This window comes from Ammoniphilus resinae, assembly GCF_017873965.1.
Taxonomy (GTDB): Bacteria; Bacillota; Bacilli; order Aneurinibacillales; family RAOX-1; genus Ammoniphilus_A; species Ammoniphilus_A resinae.
Map to the genome: position 1 here is coordinate 177,974 of NZ_JAGGKT010000003.1, position 17,569 is coordinate 195,542.

Below are 17,569 nucleotides of genomic sequence, written 5' to 3' on the forward strand. Positions count from 1 at the left end.
CTTTCGCTCATTGTTGTAGTAAAATATGTTATAAATTGGTTTATTCCGAGATGGAGGTAACAGCAGTCATGCGTCGAAAACGGTATACCAATTTAGATGACGTGCAGAATATGAAGTCATGGGATCACTTTGTCCGTTGGCAAAAGGCTCGACGCACCCGAGGTAAGGATTACTCCTTTGTTATCCCGAAGGAAACCAATGTTGATTTAGAATTCCTCAAAACAAATAGTACACAGACTTCTGTTACATGGATCGGGCATGCCACCTTTTTAATCCAAATGGGGGGACTGAATATTGTAACAGACCCAGTTTGGGCGAACCGGATGGGGCTTCATCCGCGTTTAGCGCCGCCGGGATTAACCATTTCCCAGTTGCCGAGAATTGATGTAGTACTAATCTCCCACAGCCATTATGATCATCTACATTTTTATTCGATTCGCCGATTAAAAGGAAACCCCTTGTTTTTAGTTCCTGTAGGACTAGGAAATAAGTTTTTAACAAGGGGGTTCAGTAAGGTAGAGGAATTTCACTGGTGGGGTGAAAAAAAGCTAAAAGATGTGTTGTTTTCATTTGTACCCGCACAGCATTGGTCGAAAAGAACGCCATGGGATACCAATCGCTCCCATTGGGGAGGTTGGATAATTTCCTCATTAAGGGAAGATCAGAAAATTCACTTCGTAGGAGACAGTGGCTACTTTTCTGGATTTCAAGAAATAGGGAATAGCTTTGAGATTGATTATGTATTGATGCCGATCGGTGCATATGACCCAGAATGGTTCATGGGTCCACAGCATGTATCACCGGAAGAAGCTGTTCAAGCATTTTTAGATCTACGGGCAAAGAAGTTTATCCCAATGCATTATAGTACCTTTCGGTTGGCGGATGATACACCTCTAGAAGCTCTTTATAGATTACAAAATGAATGGAAACGCCGAAATCTAGAAAAAGAGCGGCTGCAAATTTTAATGTTCGGCGAAACCCTAAAAATTTAAAAGGAGCCATTGATATGATCAATCAAATTTTGCATACCGATAAATACCAGTTAACAATGATGTATGCCCATTGGAAACAGGGAACGAAAGATCGTGTTCGTGTTTTTGATGCCTACTTCAGGGAGCTTCCTTTTGGAAATGGGTTTGCCGTTTTTGCGGGTCTGCAGAGGATCGTAGATTATTTAAATCATTTGCAGTTTACCGATGAGGATATTGCTTATCTACGGGAACAGCCAGAAGGTTTTGATGAATTATTTTTAGAGGAGTTAAAGAATTTCAAATTTACCGGAAACCTTCACGCGGTGCCGGAAGGAACATTGGTTTTTCCTAATGAACCCATCTTGCGTGTAGAGGCACCGATTTTTCAGGCGCATCTGATTGAGACGGCCATCCTAAACTTTATGAATTACCAGACACTCATTGCAACAAAAGCAGCCCGGATTAAGCGGGTCGCCCCGGATGATGTTCTGTTTGAGTTTGGTTCGCGAAGAGCACAGGAAGCCGATGCAGCCATATGGGGTTCTAGAGCTGCCTATATAGCTGGGTTCAATGGGACATCCAATATGCTGGCGGGGAAATGGTTTGGGATTCCCACAATTGGCACACATGCACATGCTTGGGTCCAGGATAGCGCATCAGAGCTTGAGGCTTTTCGTTCCTTCACTGATGTATTCCCAAATCATTCCGTGCTGCTGGTTGATACCTATGATACGCTAAAAAGCGGTGTCCCTCACGCAATACAGGTAGCAAAAGAAATGGAACAACGGGGTCATCGTCTGAAAGGAATTCGTTTGGACAGTGGGGATCTTGCCTATCTTTCGATCGAAGCCAGAAAAATGTTGGATCAAGCGGGGTTGTCCTATGTACAGATTATTGCCTCAAACGATTTGGATGAGCACTTAATTTCTGATCTAAAGGCACAAGGGGCTAAAATTGACGGGTGGGGGATAGGCACACAATTAATTACAGCTGCAGATCAGCCGGCGTTAGGTGGTGTCTATAAGCTTGTGGCAAAGAAGGAACATAACGAATATGTGCCTACCATCAAAATCTCTTCTAATCCGGAAAAGATTACGACCCCTGGTTTCAAGACTGTATACCGAATCGTGAATAAGGAAAGTGGAAAGGCCGAAGGGGATTATGTTTCTTTTGTTGGTGAAGATGTAGAATCCCAAAAACAGTTAAAGTTATTCGACCCGATCCATACCTTTAAGCAAAAAGTTGTCAGCAACTTCACGGCAATAGAGCTTTTAAAACCTATTTTTCTAGAAGGGAAGCAAGTATATGATTTGCTTGGCCTTCCTACGATCCGGGACTACCACCAGCAACAGCTTTCCTTATTTTGGGAGAGTCACCTCCGGAAGCTAAATCCACAGCGTTATTATGTGAATTTAAGTGAACAAGTGTGGAATGTTCGAATGGAATTAATCAGCCAGCATAAAAAGTTTTAAAATCAACGGGAGAAGGAACCGCACCGTGCCTGTGTGATCTGCAATAAATCATCCGGATGCAACAAGATTTGGCAACCACGAACACCGGCACTGATGGAAATCTTCTCCCATTGCTTAACATTTTCATCAATAAAAACCGGATAGTTTTTCTTTGTTCCAATAGGTGAGACACCCCCACGAATATAGCCTGTAAGGGCTTGTACCTCCTTTAAGGGAACAACCTCCACCTTTTTGTTTTCACTCAAAGCGGCTAGGGATTTCAAATCCAACTCCAAATTTCCGGGAATACAGACTAATAAAACACCCGTTTTGTCCCCTCTGACAACTAGTGTCTTATAAACTTGCGCAATTGGCATACCAATCTTGTCAGCAACGGTTGGGGCAGATAAATCTGCTACGTCCACAGAGTATTCCTTTAATTCGTAGGGGATTCTCTTTTGATCGAGAATTCGTGCGACGTTTGTCTTCTGTGCCATAAAAAACTCCTTTGCAAAGCGGTTTCTAATCTATCCTTTTCTTGAAGTAAAGTAGTCCATCACCAATTGGATTTCATCCTTATTTAATGAACCGATACTGTCTTCCTGTAATTTGGCAATGACACATGGACCATAAACCCAATCATAAAAACCCTCTGTCTTCATCGTAAAATTGTTTGCTTTAATCCCTCTCGCAGCCTCACTAATAAAAAAAACAATTCCTTCCAGGTGATCATCATACGCAGCCTCAAATTCATCTTCAATTAAGGCTTCGATCGCCTCCAAGTTCTCAATTTGCAGGATTTTTGGGACTTGGTCTGGAATTTTGTGAATAATTGTAAACATGATGACATTCACCTCTTTCCTTTACTTTCCTTCATCATACCTTAAAACAAGGCCAGACCCCAGTCTAAATTTGTCGAATTCAAAAAGAAGTTACCATCCCTCTTCAGGTTAATCCGATAAATTTTGACTGGGGTCTGACCCCAAAACTATTTACTCGTATGCTCTTCCTTGCATAAAGCAGAACAATAACCTCTATGTAACTCCATGCATTCTGGGCAGACGATGTGCCGACGATCGCAAGTCTCGTTTAGACAATTTATATAATGGTCCGCTGGGTTTCCGCAGTGGTAGCATTTCCCTATGACAATATCTTCACTTGTTCGATTAATGGGCACAGCAATTCGTTCATCAAATACATAACATTTTCCATCCCATAATCTTCCTTTGACTTCCTCATCTTGACCATAGGTGACGATGCCTCCATGGAGCTGGGCGACATCTTGGAATCCTTCCTCCAGCATCCATGCGGTCAATTTTTCACAGCGAATTCCTCCGGTACAATAAGTCAATATTTTCTTGTCCTTATGTTCGCTTAAATTTTCCCGGATCCAATCCGGAAATTCACGAAAAGACTGAACTTCTGGGCGAATAGCTCCACGAAAATGACCAATATCATATTCATAGTCATTTCGACCATCAATAATGATGGCATCTTCCTGTTGCATAGTCTCAAAAAATTCCTTTGGGGTTAAATATTTTCCTGTTTTGCGGTTTGGATCAAGATCCTCATCAACACGAAAAGTAACCAGTTCTTCCCGCGGACGCACATGCATCTTCTTGAAGGCATGTCCTTCTGACTCATCAATCTTAAACCATAGGTCTTTAAATAGAGGATTCTGGTGCATGACATCCATATAGGCTTGAGTCTGTTCCACTGTTCCGGAAACAGTGCCGTTGATCCCTTCGTGGGAAACAAGAATGCGCCCCTTTAAATCTAATTGTTGGCATAATTTCAGATGTTCCTTTGCAAAAGTCTCCGGATCTTCAATTGGAACAAATTTATAATAGAGTAGTATTCGATACAATTTTTGTCTATCCATATAGAAAAGCTTCTCCCTGCTTGATTTTTAAGGGGGTCTGACCACCCTATTAAGAAATATCGCACAACCACCCTTTTTCTTCAAGTTTTTCACTTAATGCCTTTTTTGACAACTTAGGCAGCGGTACACTCCAGGCCCGTACAGAACGAATATACTTCGGTTCATTATTGGTTAGTTCTCGTAAAAAGCCTAAAACATCTTTATAAGGTCCATCTTCGAAATAATAAAGTAAATGATCGCTCTTGGATAGTCTAATTTCACCGACGTAGCGCATACACAGGTTCACCTCAAGATTATTATAACCAATTTCCAATTTTTGCTCGTGGAATTGAGGAAAGAATGCAATGTTTTTCCTATATGTCTTTATCAGGAAGTGAATCTAATAAGGTTCGGAAGATCTTTTATTTGTTTGCATTTTCTTGAAAGCCGGAGCAGGGAACAGGATATATTTAATCATTAACACAACAGGGAGGATGTAACCAATCATTGCTTCTAGAATGGCAACAGCTTTGGAAATACCAAAAGGAGTCACGTCCCCATATCCTACGGATAACATCGTAATTGCACTGAAATAGAAAGAACGGGAAAAACGGTCTAACCATTGATCCTGATGAAAATGAGTGGAATAGTGGTCGATAATGGGCCCCCATCCGTAATAATCAAGAAACATAAAGATCCAAGAGAAGGTAAGAACGATGTTAAAATATAATAGAAACAAGGCAATTAAATTTGAGATTATTATTTTTTTGGAAATCATGTCCGTCCCCCCTTATTTCAATCTATGAGGGAGAAGAGTCATCAATTCTAATTTTAGAAAATGTTTAAATATGGGAATTTCTCCTTCGGCTCTGTATAATAGAATAGAAGTGTTTAGCTAAATTCTCTTCTGTTATGGAGGTAGGATGGAACAATATTTTCGTTTTGATTATTCCGGTGGAGCATTTTACTTCTTCTCTATAGCCCATTGCTTGTCCATCTTGGGGATTTTCCTCTTTGTTATGACAATTTTTCTATTCCGCGAAAATCTGAGACTTAAAAAATGGAATGTGTATTTTCGCTGGGGGCTAAGTGGATTACTGCTAGTTTCAGAGTCAGCTTTGACTGTTTGGTACGTTGCGGTTGACCATTGGACATTATCCAATTCCTTACCATTGCATTTATGCAGTCTTACCCTCTTTCTTTCTATCGTGATGCTTCTTAGGAAAAATTATCTTACGTTTGAATTTGTTTATTTGGCAGGACTTGCTGGAGCACTACAAGCAATCTTTACCCCTGATATTGGGATTTATGGATATCCTCATTTTGTAGCTGTGCAATTTTTTATTGCACATGGTGGAATTGTGGTCGCTGTCTTTTTTATGGTCTTTGTCGAGTCCTATAAACCGCAATTAAGATCGATAAGAAATACAATGATCTGGCTAAACCTTTATGCTGTTTTTATTGGATTTATTAATCAATGGACAGGCGGAAACTATCTATTTATTTCCCATAAGCCAGCGAATCCTTCTTTGATGGATTATCTTGGTCCTTGGCCATGGTATATCTTGTCACTCGAAGGGGTAGCATTGATTATGTTCTTTCTCTTATATTTGCCTTTTGGGATAAGGATGTTATATCAAAAAAAACGCATAAAGCCTTCTCGAACCTTTGGTGGATAAACCTGTAAAATTTGTGCGAATTAGAATCAAAATATTTTTGTTTTCGCTTTTACATCTTGTTTTTTGACCGCTTTAGAAAGTTAAGTTAAAATGTTAACTAAACTTTCCTAAAGGCATTTGTAGATATAAGGAGGATTACAATGAATTGTAAAATAACACGAAATGCAGCCAAAAAAATTAAACAAATTCTTGCTGAAGACGATGCACAAGGTAAAATGCTGCGGGTTATGGTAACCCATGCACATGGCGATCATGCCCATTACGGATTGGACCTTGATACAGCGAAAGAAAACGATGAAATTGTACATACAGATAAAGAAATAGATGTTTTATTACAGAAAGATCAAGAGTTATTGGATGGAATAAAAATTGATTATCTTTATATACCAAATGAAGGGTTTGTCGTGACAAATCCTAGCAAAGGGAACCACGGGGACCACTAAACAGCGGTATATTTACCGCTGTTTAAAACACTTTTTTGGTGTATAATAGAGGAATGAAGCAGATTCGAATTCTTTCATTCATTCATATACTTTTTATCATTCTTACTTGCATCTTGTCGATGCATCCCGAAACACCAACCTTTCAGGAAGCGCTCCCTTTGCACAAAGGATGGGGAGGTTATGAATCAAAGCAAATAGGTTCACAGATTATAACGGGTTTCAGGAGATGGCGCTCACGTATAAAAACAGGTTTCATTCGATATAGAGTTCGTCTCGTGCAAATTATTCTAATTAATAGAAAGGCTGAAACGGAAATTTACCAAATCTATGCCCCGAGGGGTTTGTTATTTTCAAATTTGGTGAAACAAACGGGATCGGTTTATGCAAACTCTTTCCTTCTCTTTAAATAAAAAAAGAGAGGAGAGGGAGATAAATGGGGAAGATTACTTTTTCTGAATGGGTATTGATGTCTTTTACTGTGGTCCTAGGCATTGTTGCCGGTGGATTAGTAGGATTTGTATTGAGTTAACGTGAAAGAAAAAGGGTACCGTCATTGGTGCCCTTTTTCTTTACTTCATCAACGTTATTTAAATAGACTCCCGATATAGTTGATATTATTAATCAGTTCAGAGACCCTACCCAGGTTTTGGCTTGCTGTGGACAAGGAGATTCTAGGAAGGCGGAATGTCCTTTTCTTTTTTTCGGGTGTTGGAACGTCAGATTTCCGTTGTTCTATTCTTTCAATTCGCTTCATTAATTTCCCCTTTTTTCCCGTCATATGTTGGTTTAGCGAGAGAAGAATGTCCGGGTCATTCACCATTCTTCTAAATGCGGAAGGGTTCGATTTAAACCATTCCTCATTTGCCTTTAACCATTTTTTATAATCCCGATGTTGCCGTGACTTGCCTTTAAGAGATTTAGCCAATGAGATCACACTCCTGTTTTTACATGGGTAAGATACCTCGATTTCCTATAATAGAGTATGAAATCCTGCTCCAAGGGGTTTTGGGTAACAATCACGGATCATCTGGAAAGAATAATAATTAGGCTGTTTACTCACATCCTTTATAGTCTTCTGTCTATACGAAACCAACCGGTGCTTCATACCCTATAATGCAGGCGAAAAACGATCGTATGCTAGCCTAGGAGGTGCGGGGATTGTCGACGAAAAGGACGATGCGTAATGTTCAGTCCACACACGAAAGATTAGCGCGTATTGAGTCCAGTCTGAGGGATATCGAAGCCTATATGAATCAAGCCAAAAAACAAATGGAATACTTAGATCAAGTGAGGATGGACTTGGATGAAATTAAGAAGAACACAAAAAAGAAGAAAATATCTTTATTTACTAAAAAGAAAAAGCAGCCACAAGAGCAAAAAATCAACCAAATAACCGATTTGCTTGAAAATCCGCTAGTTAAATCGATGCTAGGAAAAAACATGTTAACCGATGGAAAAGGAATGGATCTGGGACAAATTACAGGGCTTTTACAAAACCCGTTAATTCAATCGATGTTAATTCCAAAAGGGGGGAAAGGTGGTCAAAAAGCCAAGAAGGCAATAGGATCTTCTTCCCCGGGCTTTAGTGAGTTGATGGGGATCTTTAACAGCCCAGCAATCCAATCCTTATTGAAAAAATAGCAAGAAGGATATAGATAGACCGCTTCATCTCTCCCTTGCGGTCTATTTGTAATTTTTAGGTCAGATGGATAAATGTGCTACAGACAAAATAAAAATCACTGCAGGATTTGTCGAATTTGCAACGAATTAAAGAGTGATGGAGGTTCGTCGCAATGAATATAGCTTGGAAAATAATTGGAGCTACGTTGGTTTTAGGATTCACGCCGCAAATCTTACCGTTATCGGAAGTTCTAAGCCACCAATCACCCGAATATGCCGATCATTATAAAGAGAATGGAAGGGTAGAGGAGCCGCCAGCTCCCAATCCGACCCCCCCACATCAAAAGGTCACACCACCAAAAAGTCAAACACAGGATAATCCAAAGGGTGGGGTCATTGATGTAGCAAACTTAAACTATGATATGGTCTTGGTTAATAAGAAGTGGAAACTTCCAGATAATTATGTTCCGCAGGACTTGGTTGAACCGCAAATTCCTTTTTCATTCTCCGGGGATAGTGAAAAAAGACTTCTCCGTAAAGAAGCTGCAGAGGCATTAGAAAGGCTGTTTGCCAAGGCGCAAGAGGATCAAATAGAATTTGCGGGTGTCTCGGGATACCGATCTTATCAAACCCAAAACTCCATTTATCATTATAATTTAAAGACACAGGGAGAAGAAGAAGCGAATCAATATAGCGCTGTTCCCGGGCACAGTGAACATCAGACGGGACTAGCCATAGATGTTTCCAGTGCAGTAGTTAATTATACCCTTGAGGAGCCCTTCGGGGAAACCAAGGAAGGGAAATGGCTTGCCGCACATGCTGCAGATTTTGGTTTTATTATTCGCTATCCCAAAGGGATGGAGAAAATTACGGGATATGCTTATGAACCATGGCATATTCGTTATGTTGGTCCAAAGGTTGCGGTCCAGATACAACACCTTGGCATCACACTAGAGGAATATGTAAACAAAAAACAGACCAAGTGGTAAACTACCATTTGGTCTGTTTTGAGGATAAATGGGTCTTACCCATATAAGATTTCTTCCTGGCTATAAAAGGGTTTTACAGCTCCTTGTGAATCTAGCTCCCGAAACAGTTTGCGATAAAGTTGAATAGGAAGATTACCATTGACGTAGTCTTTTTGTAAGAAATCCAGTAATTCGTTCACATCTGAGGGTTTATCGTTTTTGGCAAGGACAAATTTTTCAACCAAATCTTCCAAAGTCATTTTAAAAATCCCCCCTAAAATAGTGAAAGCGCTTAATAAAATATTATCATGAAAAATCCCGGATTATGTTGTTTCTGAAAATTAAAACTAACGACAAATTTTTACAAAGGTGAACAAAATGAAAAGGGGCTATCCTACGATGGATAGCCCCTATAATTAAATTACAGTTCATCAATTACCATGTCCGTATTGGTGGAGAGCCTGCTGGTGCATGTGTGATCATATCTGTAACCGGGATCGTATAGGCAATCAGAATTAACACGACAACAATCCCGATCCATACTTTCCAATTTTCTAGAATCCGCGGAGTAGTGTATGCATGTTCTGCTACTTCTCCGATTGGGAATTCAGTTGCTTCAATATCATTCTCAGCTTTAGGTGCGAAAAATGCAAGGTGGAAGAACAAGTAAACCATCATCATCGCTGCAATGAAAAGAATCGTTCCACCCAAGGCAACGGTGGTGTAGTGAGCGAAAAATCCGTGGAACCACTCTAACGCAGTTGGATTATCTTGATAAGTGCTGTAAGCGGTTCTTCTAGGCGCTCCAAACAATCCCAAGATATGCATGGCTGTTGACATAAAGAACATTCCGACGGACCAAAGAATGGTCTGAATCATACCTGCTCTGTTTAAAGCAGGGGTTAATTTTCTACCAGTTAGATATGGTACAAGCCAATAGGTAACACCGAAGAAAGTAAGAACGACAGGTGTTCCAACGGTTATATGGAAGTGTCCAACTACCCATAGTGTATTGTGAATCACGGTGTTCATTTGGTGACTTGCGTTTACGATCCCACCAGCACCTCCGGGGATGAAGAAAAGCATACCCATGAAAGGAGCAAAGAAACGTACATCGTTATAAGGCAACTTCTTCAGCCAACCAAACAAGCCTCTTGCACCTTTCTCACGACCAGTTGTTTCGAATGTTGCAAATAGAGAGAAGGCGGTCATAAGAGATGGAGTAATAACCATAAAGGTTAATACGACCTGGAGAAACTTCCAACCTTCTGGAATCCCTGACTCCGTCAACTGATGGTGAAATCCAACCGGAATGGAGAACAATATAAATAAGACAAAAGATAAACGTGCTAGCGAATCACTGAAAACTTTCCCGCCGATGATCTTTGGAATACATACGTACCAAATAATGTAGGCTGGAAGTAACCAGAAATAGACGAGAGGGTGACCAAAATACCAGAATAGAGTTCGACTCAATAAGACATTAATACGATCAGCCCATCCGAAAGACCATGGAATGAACTGGAATAGAACGGAGATTGCGACACCAATGGTACATACAATCCATAAAATAATCGTTGCGGTCGTCATATAGCCAAATAGCGGGCTCAATTTTCCGGAATTTTTCTTTCTCCAACCAGAATAATGCATAAGCATAGCTGCTCCGCCAATCCATGATCCAACAACGACTAAAGCTAAGCCAATATAATATAATGGATGGGCCTTTAATGGTGCGTAGAAAGTGTATAATACACTTGCTTCACCTAAAATAATCATGATTGTTGAACATATGGTTCCGATCGTCATGACCCAAAAACCAATCCATCCGATGGAACGTGCTTTATCACTTAATGCCCCCATTGTTTTTGAAACGCCGGCAAACAAAAGTCCGTAAATAAAATAAGTGGTAAATACAAGTGCAAGTAAAACACCGTGTGCTGTTAGGAGTTGATAATAGTTGATAAAGGATGGGAGTTCAATGACTCCACCCCGAACTAAGCCTTGTAATAATCCGCAGATCGCCCCGATAAACACAGCGATGAAACCAACGGTTAGGTAAGACATACTTAGTTTAGAGTCTTTAGGGCTTTTTACTACTGAATTCATCTTATTTCACCTCGATTGTCATTTGCATCATGTGGTGACCAGAGCCACAATATTCATTACATAGAACGAGATAAGAACCTGGCTTGTCAAAGGAAAATTCTGATGTGTTGACATGCCCGGGTGTAATCATCATATTGACGTTTGTGCCGGGAATCGTAAAGCTATGAACTACATCTTTACTTGTTACATTAAATATAACCTTTGCACCAACTGGCACCTCAATTTTGGAAGGATTGTAACCGAAAGCCATCGCAATAAGATTAGCCTCGTAAGTGTTATCGTCGACCTTCTTCAGTCCAGGCTGATCAAACGGAGGCGTTTGGTCTACCTTCGTCGGGTCAAGCGTCATCATTCCAGTTGGAGGCTGATGTCCCCCGGAGAATGCGTTGACTCCAACAATCGTTAGGAAGACAACAAGTGTACATAAACCAAATATTAACCAATATTTCTCGTACCGATGAAAATGCATTTTTTCTGACCCCTTTCCTACACTCTTGATAAAAATAGGGAGTAAACACTCACCCACATTGCAATGATGATGAAACCAACGGTAAATACGGCAACCAATGTACCTTTTAGGTTTTGGTTCTCCTCTGGATTTATTTTTTTGTTAGCTACAGGGCGGCGATTTGGTTGATGAGGCAGTTGTGCCATGGTTGTCACTTCCTTTTTGTTTTTATTTGATAACCAAATTATAGGGTTGCGGTATTTGGTGAGGGTGTGATTTAAATCACTAATACCGATGAACAAATTATGAACAATTATTAAGCTAAGTATAGTAATAACGTTTCTGCATAACCCATCGGACAAGCTCATATCTTGATAATGATAAGAGAAATACGATTCGGGAGATGAGGGAGTGGGGAAGATTCTGATAAGACTATTGTTCATCTGCTTGATTATAGGAATGGCTGCAGGCTGTAATCCACAAAGCGAGCAAAAGCTGCAAATCAATGAATCTGTCCTGTATGGCAATGCTTTTGATATAGCTGTTGATCAGGGGGAGTTCACGTCTATTGATTCAAAATACCTAGAAAGTTTTAGAGAATTGATCACTAGCACATTAAAAGTTCTTTCTGAACTTGAAGTGCATCTTGCAGAAGCACAGGAACATGACGAATCGACAGAAGCAGAATCGATTATGGAACAAACTAATGAAAAAATTCTTTTTATATGGAACCAGCTGCACAATGGAATTGTTCCAGAACATCCGGTATTGACCCAGAGCAAGGGGCAATATGAAAACTTGCTGATGGATCTGCGTAAAGGAATCCAGACAGAAATTGAAGGATTTCAGACCGGGGATCCGGCTGTGATGAAAGAAGGATATGCCTTAACGGAGACAGCAAAAGATCAACTGCGCGAGTTTGCCCATGATCTATTTAAAATGATGGGATGGCCTACACGCATCGAACAGGACTCTCACATACATTAGAATGTCGATGACTGTACAATGTAATGGAGGTCCTGCCATGCAGCGGATGATGTGTAAAGGGAAAATTCACCGGGCAACAGTTACCGAGGCGAATTTGGATTATGTAGGAAGCATCACAATTGATTCAAAGTTAATGAAAGCCGCCAATATTTTACCTTATGAAATGGTGCAAGTAACCAGTTTGCGAAATGCAGTCAGGTGGAAAACGTATGCCCTGCCTGGGACAAACAATTCTGGTGAGATTTGTTTGAACGGCCCGCCCGCCCATTTATTCCAACCTGGGGATGTCGTTATTATTTTAAGTCTTGGATTATTTACTTCAGAGGAAATTAACGAATTGATGCCAAAAATAGTTTTTGTCGACGGGAATAATCAAATTACCGAGGTCAAAGAGATTGATCTCAAGCTAGGAAAGATGACCGGTGAATAAGGGAAAATGGCAAAAATATTTAATTTTACGGAAAGATTCCAGGTTGAAAAGGGCTTTGCCTAAAACACGCTCATATAATGACAAAAAATTTTGGGAATTGTTAAAAGAACACCGAGATGTCATTGTCAAACCGACAAATGGATCAGGCGGGGCAGGAGTCATTCGTGTGATTGCGTCTGGAAGGAAGAAGTTTAGCGTTCATCGCGAGGTGAAAAAACGTAAATTTCATAGTAAAAGGAAGTTGATAAGATACCTAAGGAAGAAAATAGGTAAGAACAGTTACATCGTCCAGCAAAGAATCCATCTTGCTAAATATAATCATCGCCCATTTGATATTCGCATTATGGTCCAACGTAGAAAGCGGAAGCCCTGGAAGGTTACCGGACGACTTGTTAAGGTTGCAGGGCCAGGATATATTATCACCAATACGGCAAGAAGCAAAGGAAAAGTTATTCCTCTAAAACGAGCAGTAAAATCATCTGCGGTAAGAAAAAAGTTAAACAAAATAGCTTTACGTGCAACGAAATGTTTAAGCCGTCATTACCGGGGACTGCGGGTTATTGGTTTGGATATGGCTGTAGATAAGAAAAAGAAGGTATGGATTATTGAAACAAATTTTGCGCCAGCAACTTCTTTATTCTTAAGATTAAAGGATAAATCCATGTATAAGCGGATTATAAAATACCAAAAAAGGTAAAGAAGCATTCCTTTCAAGGGATGCTTTTTCATCTTCAATTAATCAACCATTGTACCTATAAATAATAGAGTGGTAATATAAAAGTAGATTTAAATCCAGGTTCAGGAAAGTGAATCTGAATATATCTAATAATTTAGAAGATACCTAGATATCTAATGAATCCATGTTAGGAAGTGAGGGAAACAGATTGGACTTTGTGCAGGAATTAAGGGGATTGATCGGTGAAGAGAGTGTAAGTACTAATCCTACCGTATTGGAACATCACAGCCATGATGAGTCATACCATACACCTCATTTACCAGATGTTGTTGTTTTTCCGAAAAATACAGAGGAAGTAAGTAAAGTTTTGCATTTTGCCAATGAACACCGAATCCCTATAGTTCCTTACGGGTTGGGAACCAGTTTAGAGGGCCATGTGATCCCTTACCAAGGTGGGATCTCTATCGATTTCCAGCTGATGAATCAAATTCTTGAAGTTCGCCCGCAGGACTTTTTGGTCAAGGTACAGCCGGGTGTAACAAGAGGACAACTGAATAAAGAATTGAAAAAGTACGGGTTGTTTTTCACTGTTGATCCTGGTGCAGATGCTACCTTAGGGGGGATGGCGGCCACCAATGCAAGTGGGACAACCTCTGTACGTTACGGAATTATGCGTGATCAGGTAAGGGATCTGGAGGTTGTTCTTGCAGATGGACGTGTAATCCATACGGGAAGCATGACTGCAAAATCTTCGTCAGGCTATCATACGACGGGTCTGTTTGTAGGGTCTGAAGGAACGTTAGGCGCCTTTACTGAATTGACGCTTAAGGTTTACGGGATTCCTGAGGTCATTCTAGCGGCCCGTGCTGTTTTTCCGACTGTTGAGGAAGCGGTTTCAACTGTCGTAGATATTCTATCTGCAGGGATCGGCGTAGCTCGTATTGAACTAGTCGATGCTCGTTCCATCCAGCAGGTGAATCTATATAGTCAAACGAACTACCCTGAAAAACCAACGCTTTTTATTGAGTTTCACGGAAATGAACAGGGTCTAAATTATGAGGTCGATTTTGCTAAAAAATTAGCCGATGAAAACCATTGTGAACAGTTTATTTTTGAAACGAATTCCAAGGAACGGGCACAGTTATGGGAGGCGCGCCACAATTTAGCCTATGCCTTCATTCATCGCTCCCCTGGGAAGAAAATGATGGTGACAGATGTCGTTTTGCCGATTTCCGAACTTGCCGGGTCGATTAAAGATGCTAGAAAAGCGATGGATGACGCAGGAATTGACGGTGCTATCTTAGGTCATGTCGGGGATGGAAACTATCACATTATCTTGATGATAGACTTGGATAATCCAGAAGAAATGTTAAAAGCTGAGAGTCTGAACAAGCATATCGTTGATTATGCTATAACCCGTGGGGGATCTTGTACAGGGGAACACGGGGTAGGAATTGGGAAAGCAAAGTACCAGCGTCGTGAACATGGTGATGCGCTTGATGTAATGAAAGCTTTCAAAGCAGCTGTTGACCCCAATGGAATTATGAACCCAGGAAAAATATTTATATAAAAAGGAGTAATGTAGAATGTCTTTTCGTTATTTAATGCCAACAAGAGTAGAGTGCGGAAATGGAATGATTCAAAAAGCAGGACAGTTTATTAAGGAATTGGGACTTTCCAAAGTTTTGATCGTCACCGATAAAGGGGTAAAAGATGCAGGTTTATTATCCGGCCTGGTGGAATCCATCCATGCAGCGCAATTGGATTATGCTGTCTTTGATGAGGTTGAGCCCAATCCATCCGCAGAGACGGTACACAAAGGCCTTGATTTGCTAAAGCTTGGAAACGCCGATGCGGTCCTTGCGATCGGTGGAGGGAGCAGTATTGACACAGCGAAAGGGATTGCAGCAATGGCTACAAACCCCGGAAATATTTTAGATTACGAAGGTGTAGGAAAGCTTAAAGCTGATCCACTGCCGATTATTGCTGTTCCTACTACTGCTGGAACTGGTAGTGAGGCAACAGCTTCGACAGTTATAACAAATAGGGAAACCCACTTTAAAGCAGCTGTTATTAGCCCTAGCCTTTATCCAGTATTGGCCATTTTGGATCCAGAGTTAACCGTAGGTCTTCCACAAGGAATTACTGCAGCAACAGGTATGGATGCTTTGACACATGCTATTGAGTCATATACCTCAAAGGCAGCTAACCCAGTCAGTCAAGCTTTTGCCCTTCACGCCGTAAAGATGATCGGAGAAAATCTGCTAAACTCCTATTTTGTGGGAACGGACTTAAAAGCTAGAGAAAATATGCTTGTTGCCTCTTTAATTGCTGGTGCTGCTTTCGCCCAGTCACGATTAGGAAACGTTCATGCGATCTCCCATACTTTCGGCGGGGTGTTTAATATTCCTCATGGAATCGCCAACGCAGCCCTTTTACCATTTGTCATGAAGTTTAATCTTCCTGCATGTGCAGCACAATATCGTGATATTGCCATAGCACTTGGGAAAAACGTAGATGGTTTGTCAGTTCTTGAGGCAGGGGAAAAAGCGATCGAGGCAGTGATTGAGATGAATCAAGCGATGAAGATTCCTTTGAATATTCGCGACTTGGGAGTAGATTTAGAGCAACTTCCAAAACTGGTTGAGGATTCGATGCGCAGCGGAAATGTTTTAATTAATCCAAGGTTGACAAGGGCTGCAGATATTCAGGCGATTATTGAACGAGCTTACCACGGAAATCTTGAACAATTTTAATCCAGAAAAAAGGTGGCGAGGTTTTTGAAAAGATTGGAACACGTTGGCATTATGGTTAAGGATCTGGATCTATCGATTCAATTCTATCAAAAGGCTTTTGGTCTTGTGCTAAGAAGAAGACAATTTTTGAATGAAACCGTAGAATTAGCCTTTCTACATTTTCCAGAGCAAGCGGATATGGAGATCGAACTGGTTGCCGGCCGAAATATGGATGAAGTGGAGGGGTTGGTCAATCACCTAGCTTTCCGTGTGGATAATATTTCAGAAGAAATTGAACGCCTTACTAAAATGGGTGTAGAGATGGTGGATACCGAATCGCGACTTATTTTGGGGGATGTTAAAATTGCCTTCTTTAAAGGTCCTAACGGGGAAAAATTAGAACTGGTGGAACGGTAATGAGCGGATCAAACATGAAACAGAACTGGGATGCCAATCTATATGATGGAAAATTGGGGTTTGTGGCTGAATTTGGAAAGGGTCTCCTTTCCCTTTTGGAACCACAGACTGGTGAAAAGATTTTGGATCTCGGTTGCGGCACGGGGGACTTAACTGCGGAAATAGCAGCTTGTGGAGCTGTGCCTGTTGGTCTTGATATGTCCACCGAGATGATCTTTAAGGCACAGCAAAAATACCCTAATCTCCGATTTCTTCAAGGGGATGGAGAGAGTTTTCAGCTGGAACAGAATTTTGATGCGGTGTTCTCAAATGCAGCCTTGCATTGGATGAAAAAGCCGGAAAAAGTCATTGAATCTGTAAGGGGTGCTTTGCGCCAAGGAGGGCGTTTTACAGCTGAATTTGGTGGTAAAGGAAACGTTCAGACCATTGTCAAAGCAATTTCTACTGTATTAGAGAAGCAGGGCGTTGATCCAGGGGAAAGGAATCCATGGTATTTTCCTAGTATTGGAGAATATGCGCAGATTCTTGAAAACCAAGGATTTCGGTTGACTTATGCTGCTCATTTTGATCGGCCAACCCCGCTTAAAGACGGTGAAAACGGCCTCGATCATTGGCTGAACATGTTTGGTGACAGCTTTTTTAAAGGGTTTTCCGAAGGGCAAAAGGATCTGATTTTCACCCAGGTGAAGGATCTGGTGCGCCCACAGCTATTTCATGGAAATCAATGGATCGCAGATTACAAACGAATTCGTATACTAGCTATCAAGGAATAGGGGA

The 17,569-nt window shown here is 40.9% G+C and carries 23 protein-coding genes; 13 read left to right on the plus strand and 10 right to left on the minus strand.

Annotated elements, in window-relative coordinates; translation table 11 throughout:
- Positions 1-68 precede the first annotated feature (68 nt).
- Entirely contained in the window at positions 69-992 is a 924-nt protein-coding gene (locus J2Z37_RS07995) for an MBL fold metallo-hydrolase (RefSeq protein ID WP_209809725.1), read from the plus strand.
- A 14-nt stretch (positions 993-1,006) separates the two neighbouring features.
- A complete protein-coding gene (locus J2Z37_RS08000) occupies positions 1,007-2,443 on the plus strand; it encodes a nicotinate phosphoribosyltransferase (protein ID WP_209809726.1) in 1,437 nt (478 codons plus the stop codon).
- A 2-nt stretch (positions 2,444-2,445) separates the two neighbouring features.
- Here J2Z37_RS08000 and ybaK read toward each other — a convergent pair whose 3' ends face one another.
- The 5 genes from ybaK to J2Z37_RS08025 all read right to left on the minus strand — a co-directional run bounded on the left by ybaK (position 2,446) and on the right by J2Z37_RS08025 (position 5,061).
- Positions 2,446-2,919 (minus strand): Cys-tRNA(Pro) deacylase, encoded by a 474-nt coding sequence (gene ybaK / locus J2Z37_RS08005; protein ID WP_209809727.1) that lies wholly within the window; start codon positions 2,917-2,919, stop codon positions 2,446-2,448.
- A 30-nt stretch (positions 2,920-2,949) separates the two neighbouring features.
- A complete protein-coding gene (locus tag J2Z37_RS08010; RefSeq protein WP_209809728.1) occupies positions 2,950-3,264 on the minus strand; it encodes a DUF3846 domain-containing protein in 315 nt (104 codons plus the stop codon).
- 146 nt (positions 3,265-3,410) lie between these two features.
- Entirely contained in the window at positions 3,411-4,304 is an 894-nt protein-coding gene (trhO, locus tag J2Z37_RS08015) for an oxygen-dependent tRNA uridine(34) hydroxylase TrhO (protein ID WP_209809729.1), read from the minus strand.
- 49 nt (positions 4,305-4,353) lie between these two features.
- Positions 4,354-4,578, minus strand: a complete 225-nt coding sequence (locus J2Z37_RS08020) for a hypothetical protein (RefSeq protein ID WP_209809730.1) — start codon at positions 4,576-4,578, stop codon at positions 4,354-4,356.
- 105 nt (positions 4,579-4,683) lie between these two features.
- Positions 4,684-5,061 carry a two pore domain potassium channel family protein gene (locus J2Z37_RS08025; RefSeq protein WP_209809731.1) on the minus strand — a complete coding sequence of 126 codons (378 nt, stop codon included), beginning with the start codon at positions 5,059-5,061 and terminating at the stop codon, positions 4,684-4,686.
- A 145-nt stretch (positions 5,062-5,206) separates the two neighbouring features.
- Here J2Z37_RS08025 and J2Z37_RS08030 point away from each other — a divergent pair, with 145 nt between their 5' ends.
- Both J2Z37_RS08030 and J2Z37_RS08035 read left to right on the plus strand, forming a co-directional pair.
- Complete coding sequence (locus tag J2Z37_RS08030) at positions 5,207-5,962, plus strand: YwaF family protein (RefSeq protein WP_209809732.1); 756 nt, start codon at positions 5,207-5,209, stop codon at positions 5,960-5,962.
- Positions 5,963-6,102: 140 nt separating this feature from the next.
- Positions 6,103-6,405: a HesB/IscA family protein gene (locus J2Z37_RS08035; RefSeq protein WP_209809733.1), complete on the plus strand. Its 303-nt coding sequence runs from the start codon at positions 6,103-6,105 to the stop codon at positions 6,403-6,405.
- Positions 6,406-6,988: 583 nt separating this feature from the next.
- Here the strand turns inward: J2Z37_RS08035 and J2Z37_RS08040 are convergent.
- Complete coding sequence (locus J2Z37_RS08040) at positions 6,989-7,330, minus strand: hypothetical protein (RefSeq protein ID WP_209809734.1); 342 nt, start codon at positions 7,328-7,330, stop codon at positions 6,989-6,991.
- 233 nt (positions 7,331-7,563) lie between these two features.
- Here J2Z37_RS08040 and J2Z37_RS08045 point away from each other — a divergent pair, with 233 nt between their 5' ends.
- Both J2Z37_RS08045 and J2Z37_RS08050 read left to right on the plus strand, forming a co-directional pair.
- Positions 7,564-8,046, plus strand: coding sequence for a hypothetical protein (locus J2Z37_RS08045; RefSeq protein ID WP_209809735.1), 483 nt, complete (start codon positions 7,564-7,566; stop codon positions 8,044-8,046).
- A gap of 152 nt (positions 8,047-8,198) precedes the next feature.
- Positions 8,199-9,014: a M15 family metallopeptidase gene (locus tag J2Z37_RS08050; protein ID WP_209809736.1), complete on the plus strand. Its 816-nt coding sequence runs from the start codon at positions 8,199-8,201 to the stop codon at positions 9,012-9,014.
- Positions 9,015-9,049: 35 nt separating this feature from the next.
- Here J2Z37_RS08050 and yppF read toward each other — a convergent pair whose 3' ends face one another.
- The 4 genes from yppF to J2Z37_RS08070 form a co-directional block, all read right to left on the minus strand.
- On the minus strand, positions 9,050-9,253 hold the full coding sequence (gene yppF, locus J2Z37_RS08055; RefSeq protein WP_209809737.1) for a YppF family protein: 204 nt from the start codon (positions 9,251-9,253) through the stop codon (positions 9,050-9,052).
- Between the two features lie 175 nt (positions 9,254-9,428).
- Positions 9,429-11,099 carry a b(o/a)3-type cytochrome-c oxidase subunit 1 gene (locus tag J2Z37_RS08060; RefSeq protein WP_209809738.1) on the minus strand — a complete coding sequence of 557 codons (1,671 nt, stop codon included), beginning with the start codon at positions 11,097-11,099 and terminating at the stop codon, positions 9,429-9,431.
- A gap of 1 nt (position 11,100) precedes the next feature.
- Positions 11,101-11,568, minus strand: coding sequence for a cytochrome c oxidase subunit II (locus J2Z37_RS08065; protein ID WP_209809739.1), 468 nt, complete (start codon positions 11,566-11,568; stop codon positions 11,101-11,103).
- 17 nt (positions 11,569-11,585) lie between these two features.
- Positions 11,586-11,753, minus strand: a complete 168-nt coding sequence (locus tag J2Z37_RS08070) for a cytochrome c oxidase subunit 2A (protein ID WP_245203654.1) — start codon at positions 11,751-11,753, stop codon at positions 11,586-11,588.
- 205 nt (positions 11,754-11,958) lie between these two features.
- Between J2Z37_RS08070 and J2Z37_RS08075 the strand changes: the two genes are divergently transcribed.
- The 7 genes from J2Z37_RS08075 (at position 11,959) to J2Z37_RS08105 (ending at position 17,565) form a co-directional block, all read left to right on the plus strand.
- On the plus strand, positions 11,959-12,534 hold the full coding sequence (locus J2Z37_RS08075) for a hypothetical protein (RefSeq protein ID WP_209809740.1): 576 nt from the start codon (positions 11,959-11,961) through the stop codon (positions 12,532-12,534).
- A gap of 37 nt (positions 12,535-12,571) precedes the next feature.
- A complete protein-coding gene (gene panD / locus J2Z37_RS08080) occupies positions 12,572-12,964 on the plus strand; it encodes an aspartate 1-decarboxylase (protein ID WP_209809834.1) in 393 nt (130 codons plus the stop codon).
- The gene (locus J2Z37_RS08085; protein WP_209809741.1) at positions 12,957-13,661 is read left to right on the plus strand and encodes a YheC/YheD family protein; all 705 of its coding nucleotides are present in this window, start codon (positions 12,957-12,959) and stop codon (positions 13,659-13,661) included. The genes panD and J2Z37_RS08085 overlap by 8 nt, the downstream gene beginning before the upstream one ends.
- A 187-nt stretch (positions 13,662-13,848) precedes the next feature.
- On the plus strand, positions 13,849-15,210 hold the full coding sequence (locus tag J2Z37_RS08090; RefSeq protein WP_209809742.1) for an FAD-binding oxidoreductase: 1,362 nt from the start codon (positions 13,849-13,851) through the stop codon (positions 15,208-15,210).
- 16 nt (positions 15,211-15,226) lie between these two features.
- Complete coding sequence (locus J2Z37_RS08095) at positions 15,227-16,396, plus strand: iron-containing alcohol dehydrogenase (RefSeq protein ID WP_209809743.1); 1,170 nt, start codon at positions 15,227-15,229, stop codon at positions 16,394-16,396.
- A gap of 24 nt (positions 16,397-16,420) precedes the next feature.
- Complete coding sequence (locus J2Z37_RS08100; protein WP_245203655.1) at positions 16,421-16,792, plus strand: VOC family protein; 372 nt, start codon at positions 16,421-16,423, stop codon at positions 16,790-16,792.
- Positions 16,792-17,565, plus strand: coding sequence for a class I SAM-dependent methyltransferase (locus tag J2Z37_RS08105; protein ID WP_209809744.1), 774 nt, complete (start codon positions 16,792-16,794; stop codon positions 17,563-17,565). Before J2Z37_RS08100 ends, J2Z37_RS08105 begins: the two co-directional genes overlap by 1 nt.
- The last annotated feature ends 4 nt before the right edge of the window (positions 17,566-17,569 follow it).

Bases quoted from the DNA above. Each gene is read 5' to 3' on its own strand.
- J2Z37_RS08060 (WP_209809738.1), bottom strand. From the start codon at position 11,099: ATGAATTCAGTAGTAAAAAGCCCTAAAGACTCTAAACTAAGTATGTCT.
- J2Z37_RS08105 (WP_209809744.1), top strand. From the start codon at position 16,792: ATGAGCGGATCAAACATGAAACAGAACTGGGATGCCAATCTATATGAT.
- J2Z37_RS08050 (WP_209809736.1), top strand. From the start codon at position 8,199: ATGAATATAGCTTGGAAAATAATTGGAGCTACGTTGGTTTTAGGATTC.
- J2Z37_RS08000 (WP_209809726.1), top strand. From the start codon at position 1,007: ATGATCAATCAAATTTTGCATACCGATAAATACCAGTTAACAATGATG.
- J2Z37_RS08065 (WP_209809739.1), bottom strand. From the start codon at position 11,568: ATGCATTTTCATCGGTACGAGAAATATTGGTTAATATTTGGTTTATGT.
- J2Z37_RS08010 (WP_209809728.1), bottom strand. From the start codon at position 3,264: ATGTTTACAATTATTCACAAAATTCCAGACCAAGTCCCAAAAATCCTG.
- J2Z37_RS08070 (WP_245203654.1), bottom strand. From the start codon at position 11,753: ATGGCACAACTGCCTCATCAACCAAATCGCCGCCCTGTAGCTAACAAA.
- trhO (WP_209809729.1), bottom strand. From the start codon at position 4,304: ATGGATAGACAAAAATTGTATCGAATACTACTCTATTATAAATTTGTT.
- J2Z37_RS08030 (WP_209809732.1), top strand. From the start codon at position 5,207: ATGGAACAATATTTTCGTTTTGATTATTCCGGTGGAGCATTTTACTTC.
- J2Z37_RS08025 (WP_209809731.1), bottom strand. From the start codon at position 5,061: ATGATTTCCAAAAAAATAATAATCTCAAATTTAATTGCCTTGTTTCTA.
- panD (WP_209809834.1), top strand. From the start codon at position 12,572: ATGCAGCGGATGATGTGTAAAGGGAAAATTCACCGGGCAACAGTTACC.
- J2Z37_RS08095 (WP_209809743.1), top strand. From the start codon at position 15,227: ATGTCTTTTCGTTATTTAATGCCAACAAGAGTAGAGTGCGGAAATGGA.
- ybaK (WP_209809727.1), bottom strand. From the start codon at position 2,919: ATGGCACAGAAGACAAACGTCGCACGAATTCTCGATCAAAAGAGAATC.
- J2Z37_RS08035 (WP_209809733.1), top strand. From the start codon at position 6,103: ATGAATTGTAAAATAACACGAAATGCAGCCAAAAAAATTAAACAAATT.
- J2Z37_RS08020 (WP_209809730.1), bottom strand. From the start codon at position 4,578: ATGCGCTACGTCGGTGAAATTAGACTATCCAAGAGCGATCATTTACTT.
- yppF (WP_209809737.1), bottom strand. From the start codon at position 9,253: ATGACTTTGGAAGATTTGGTTGAAAAATTTGTCCTTGCCAAAAACGAT.
- J2Z37_RS07995 (WP_209809725.1), top strand. From the start codon at position 69: ATGCGTCGAAAACGGTATACCAATTTAGATGACGTGCAGAATATGAAG.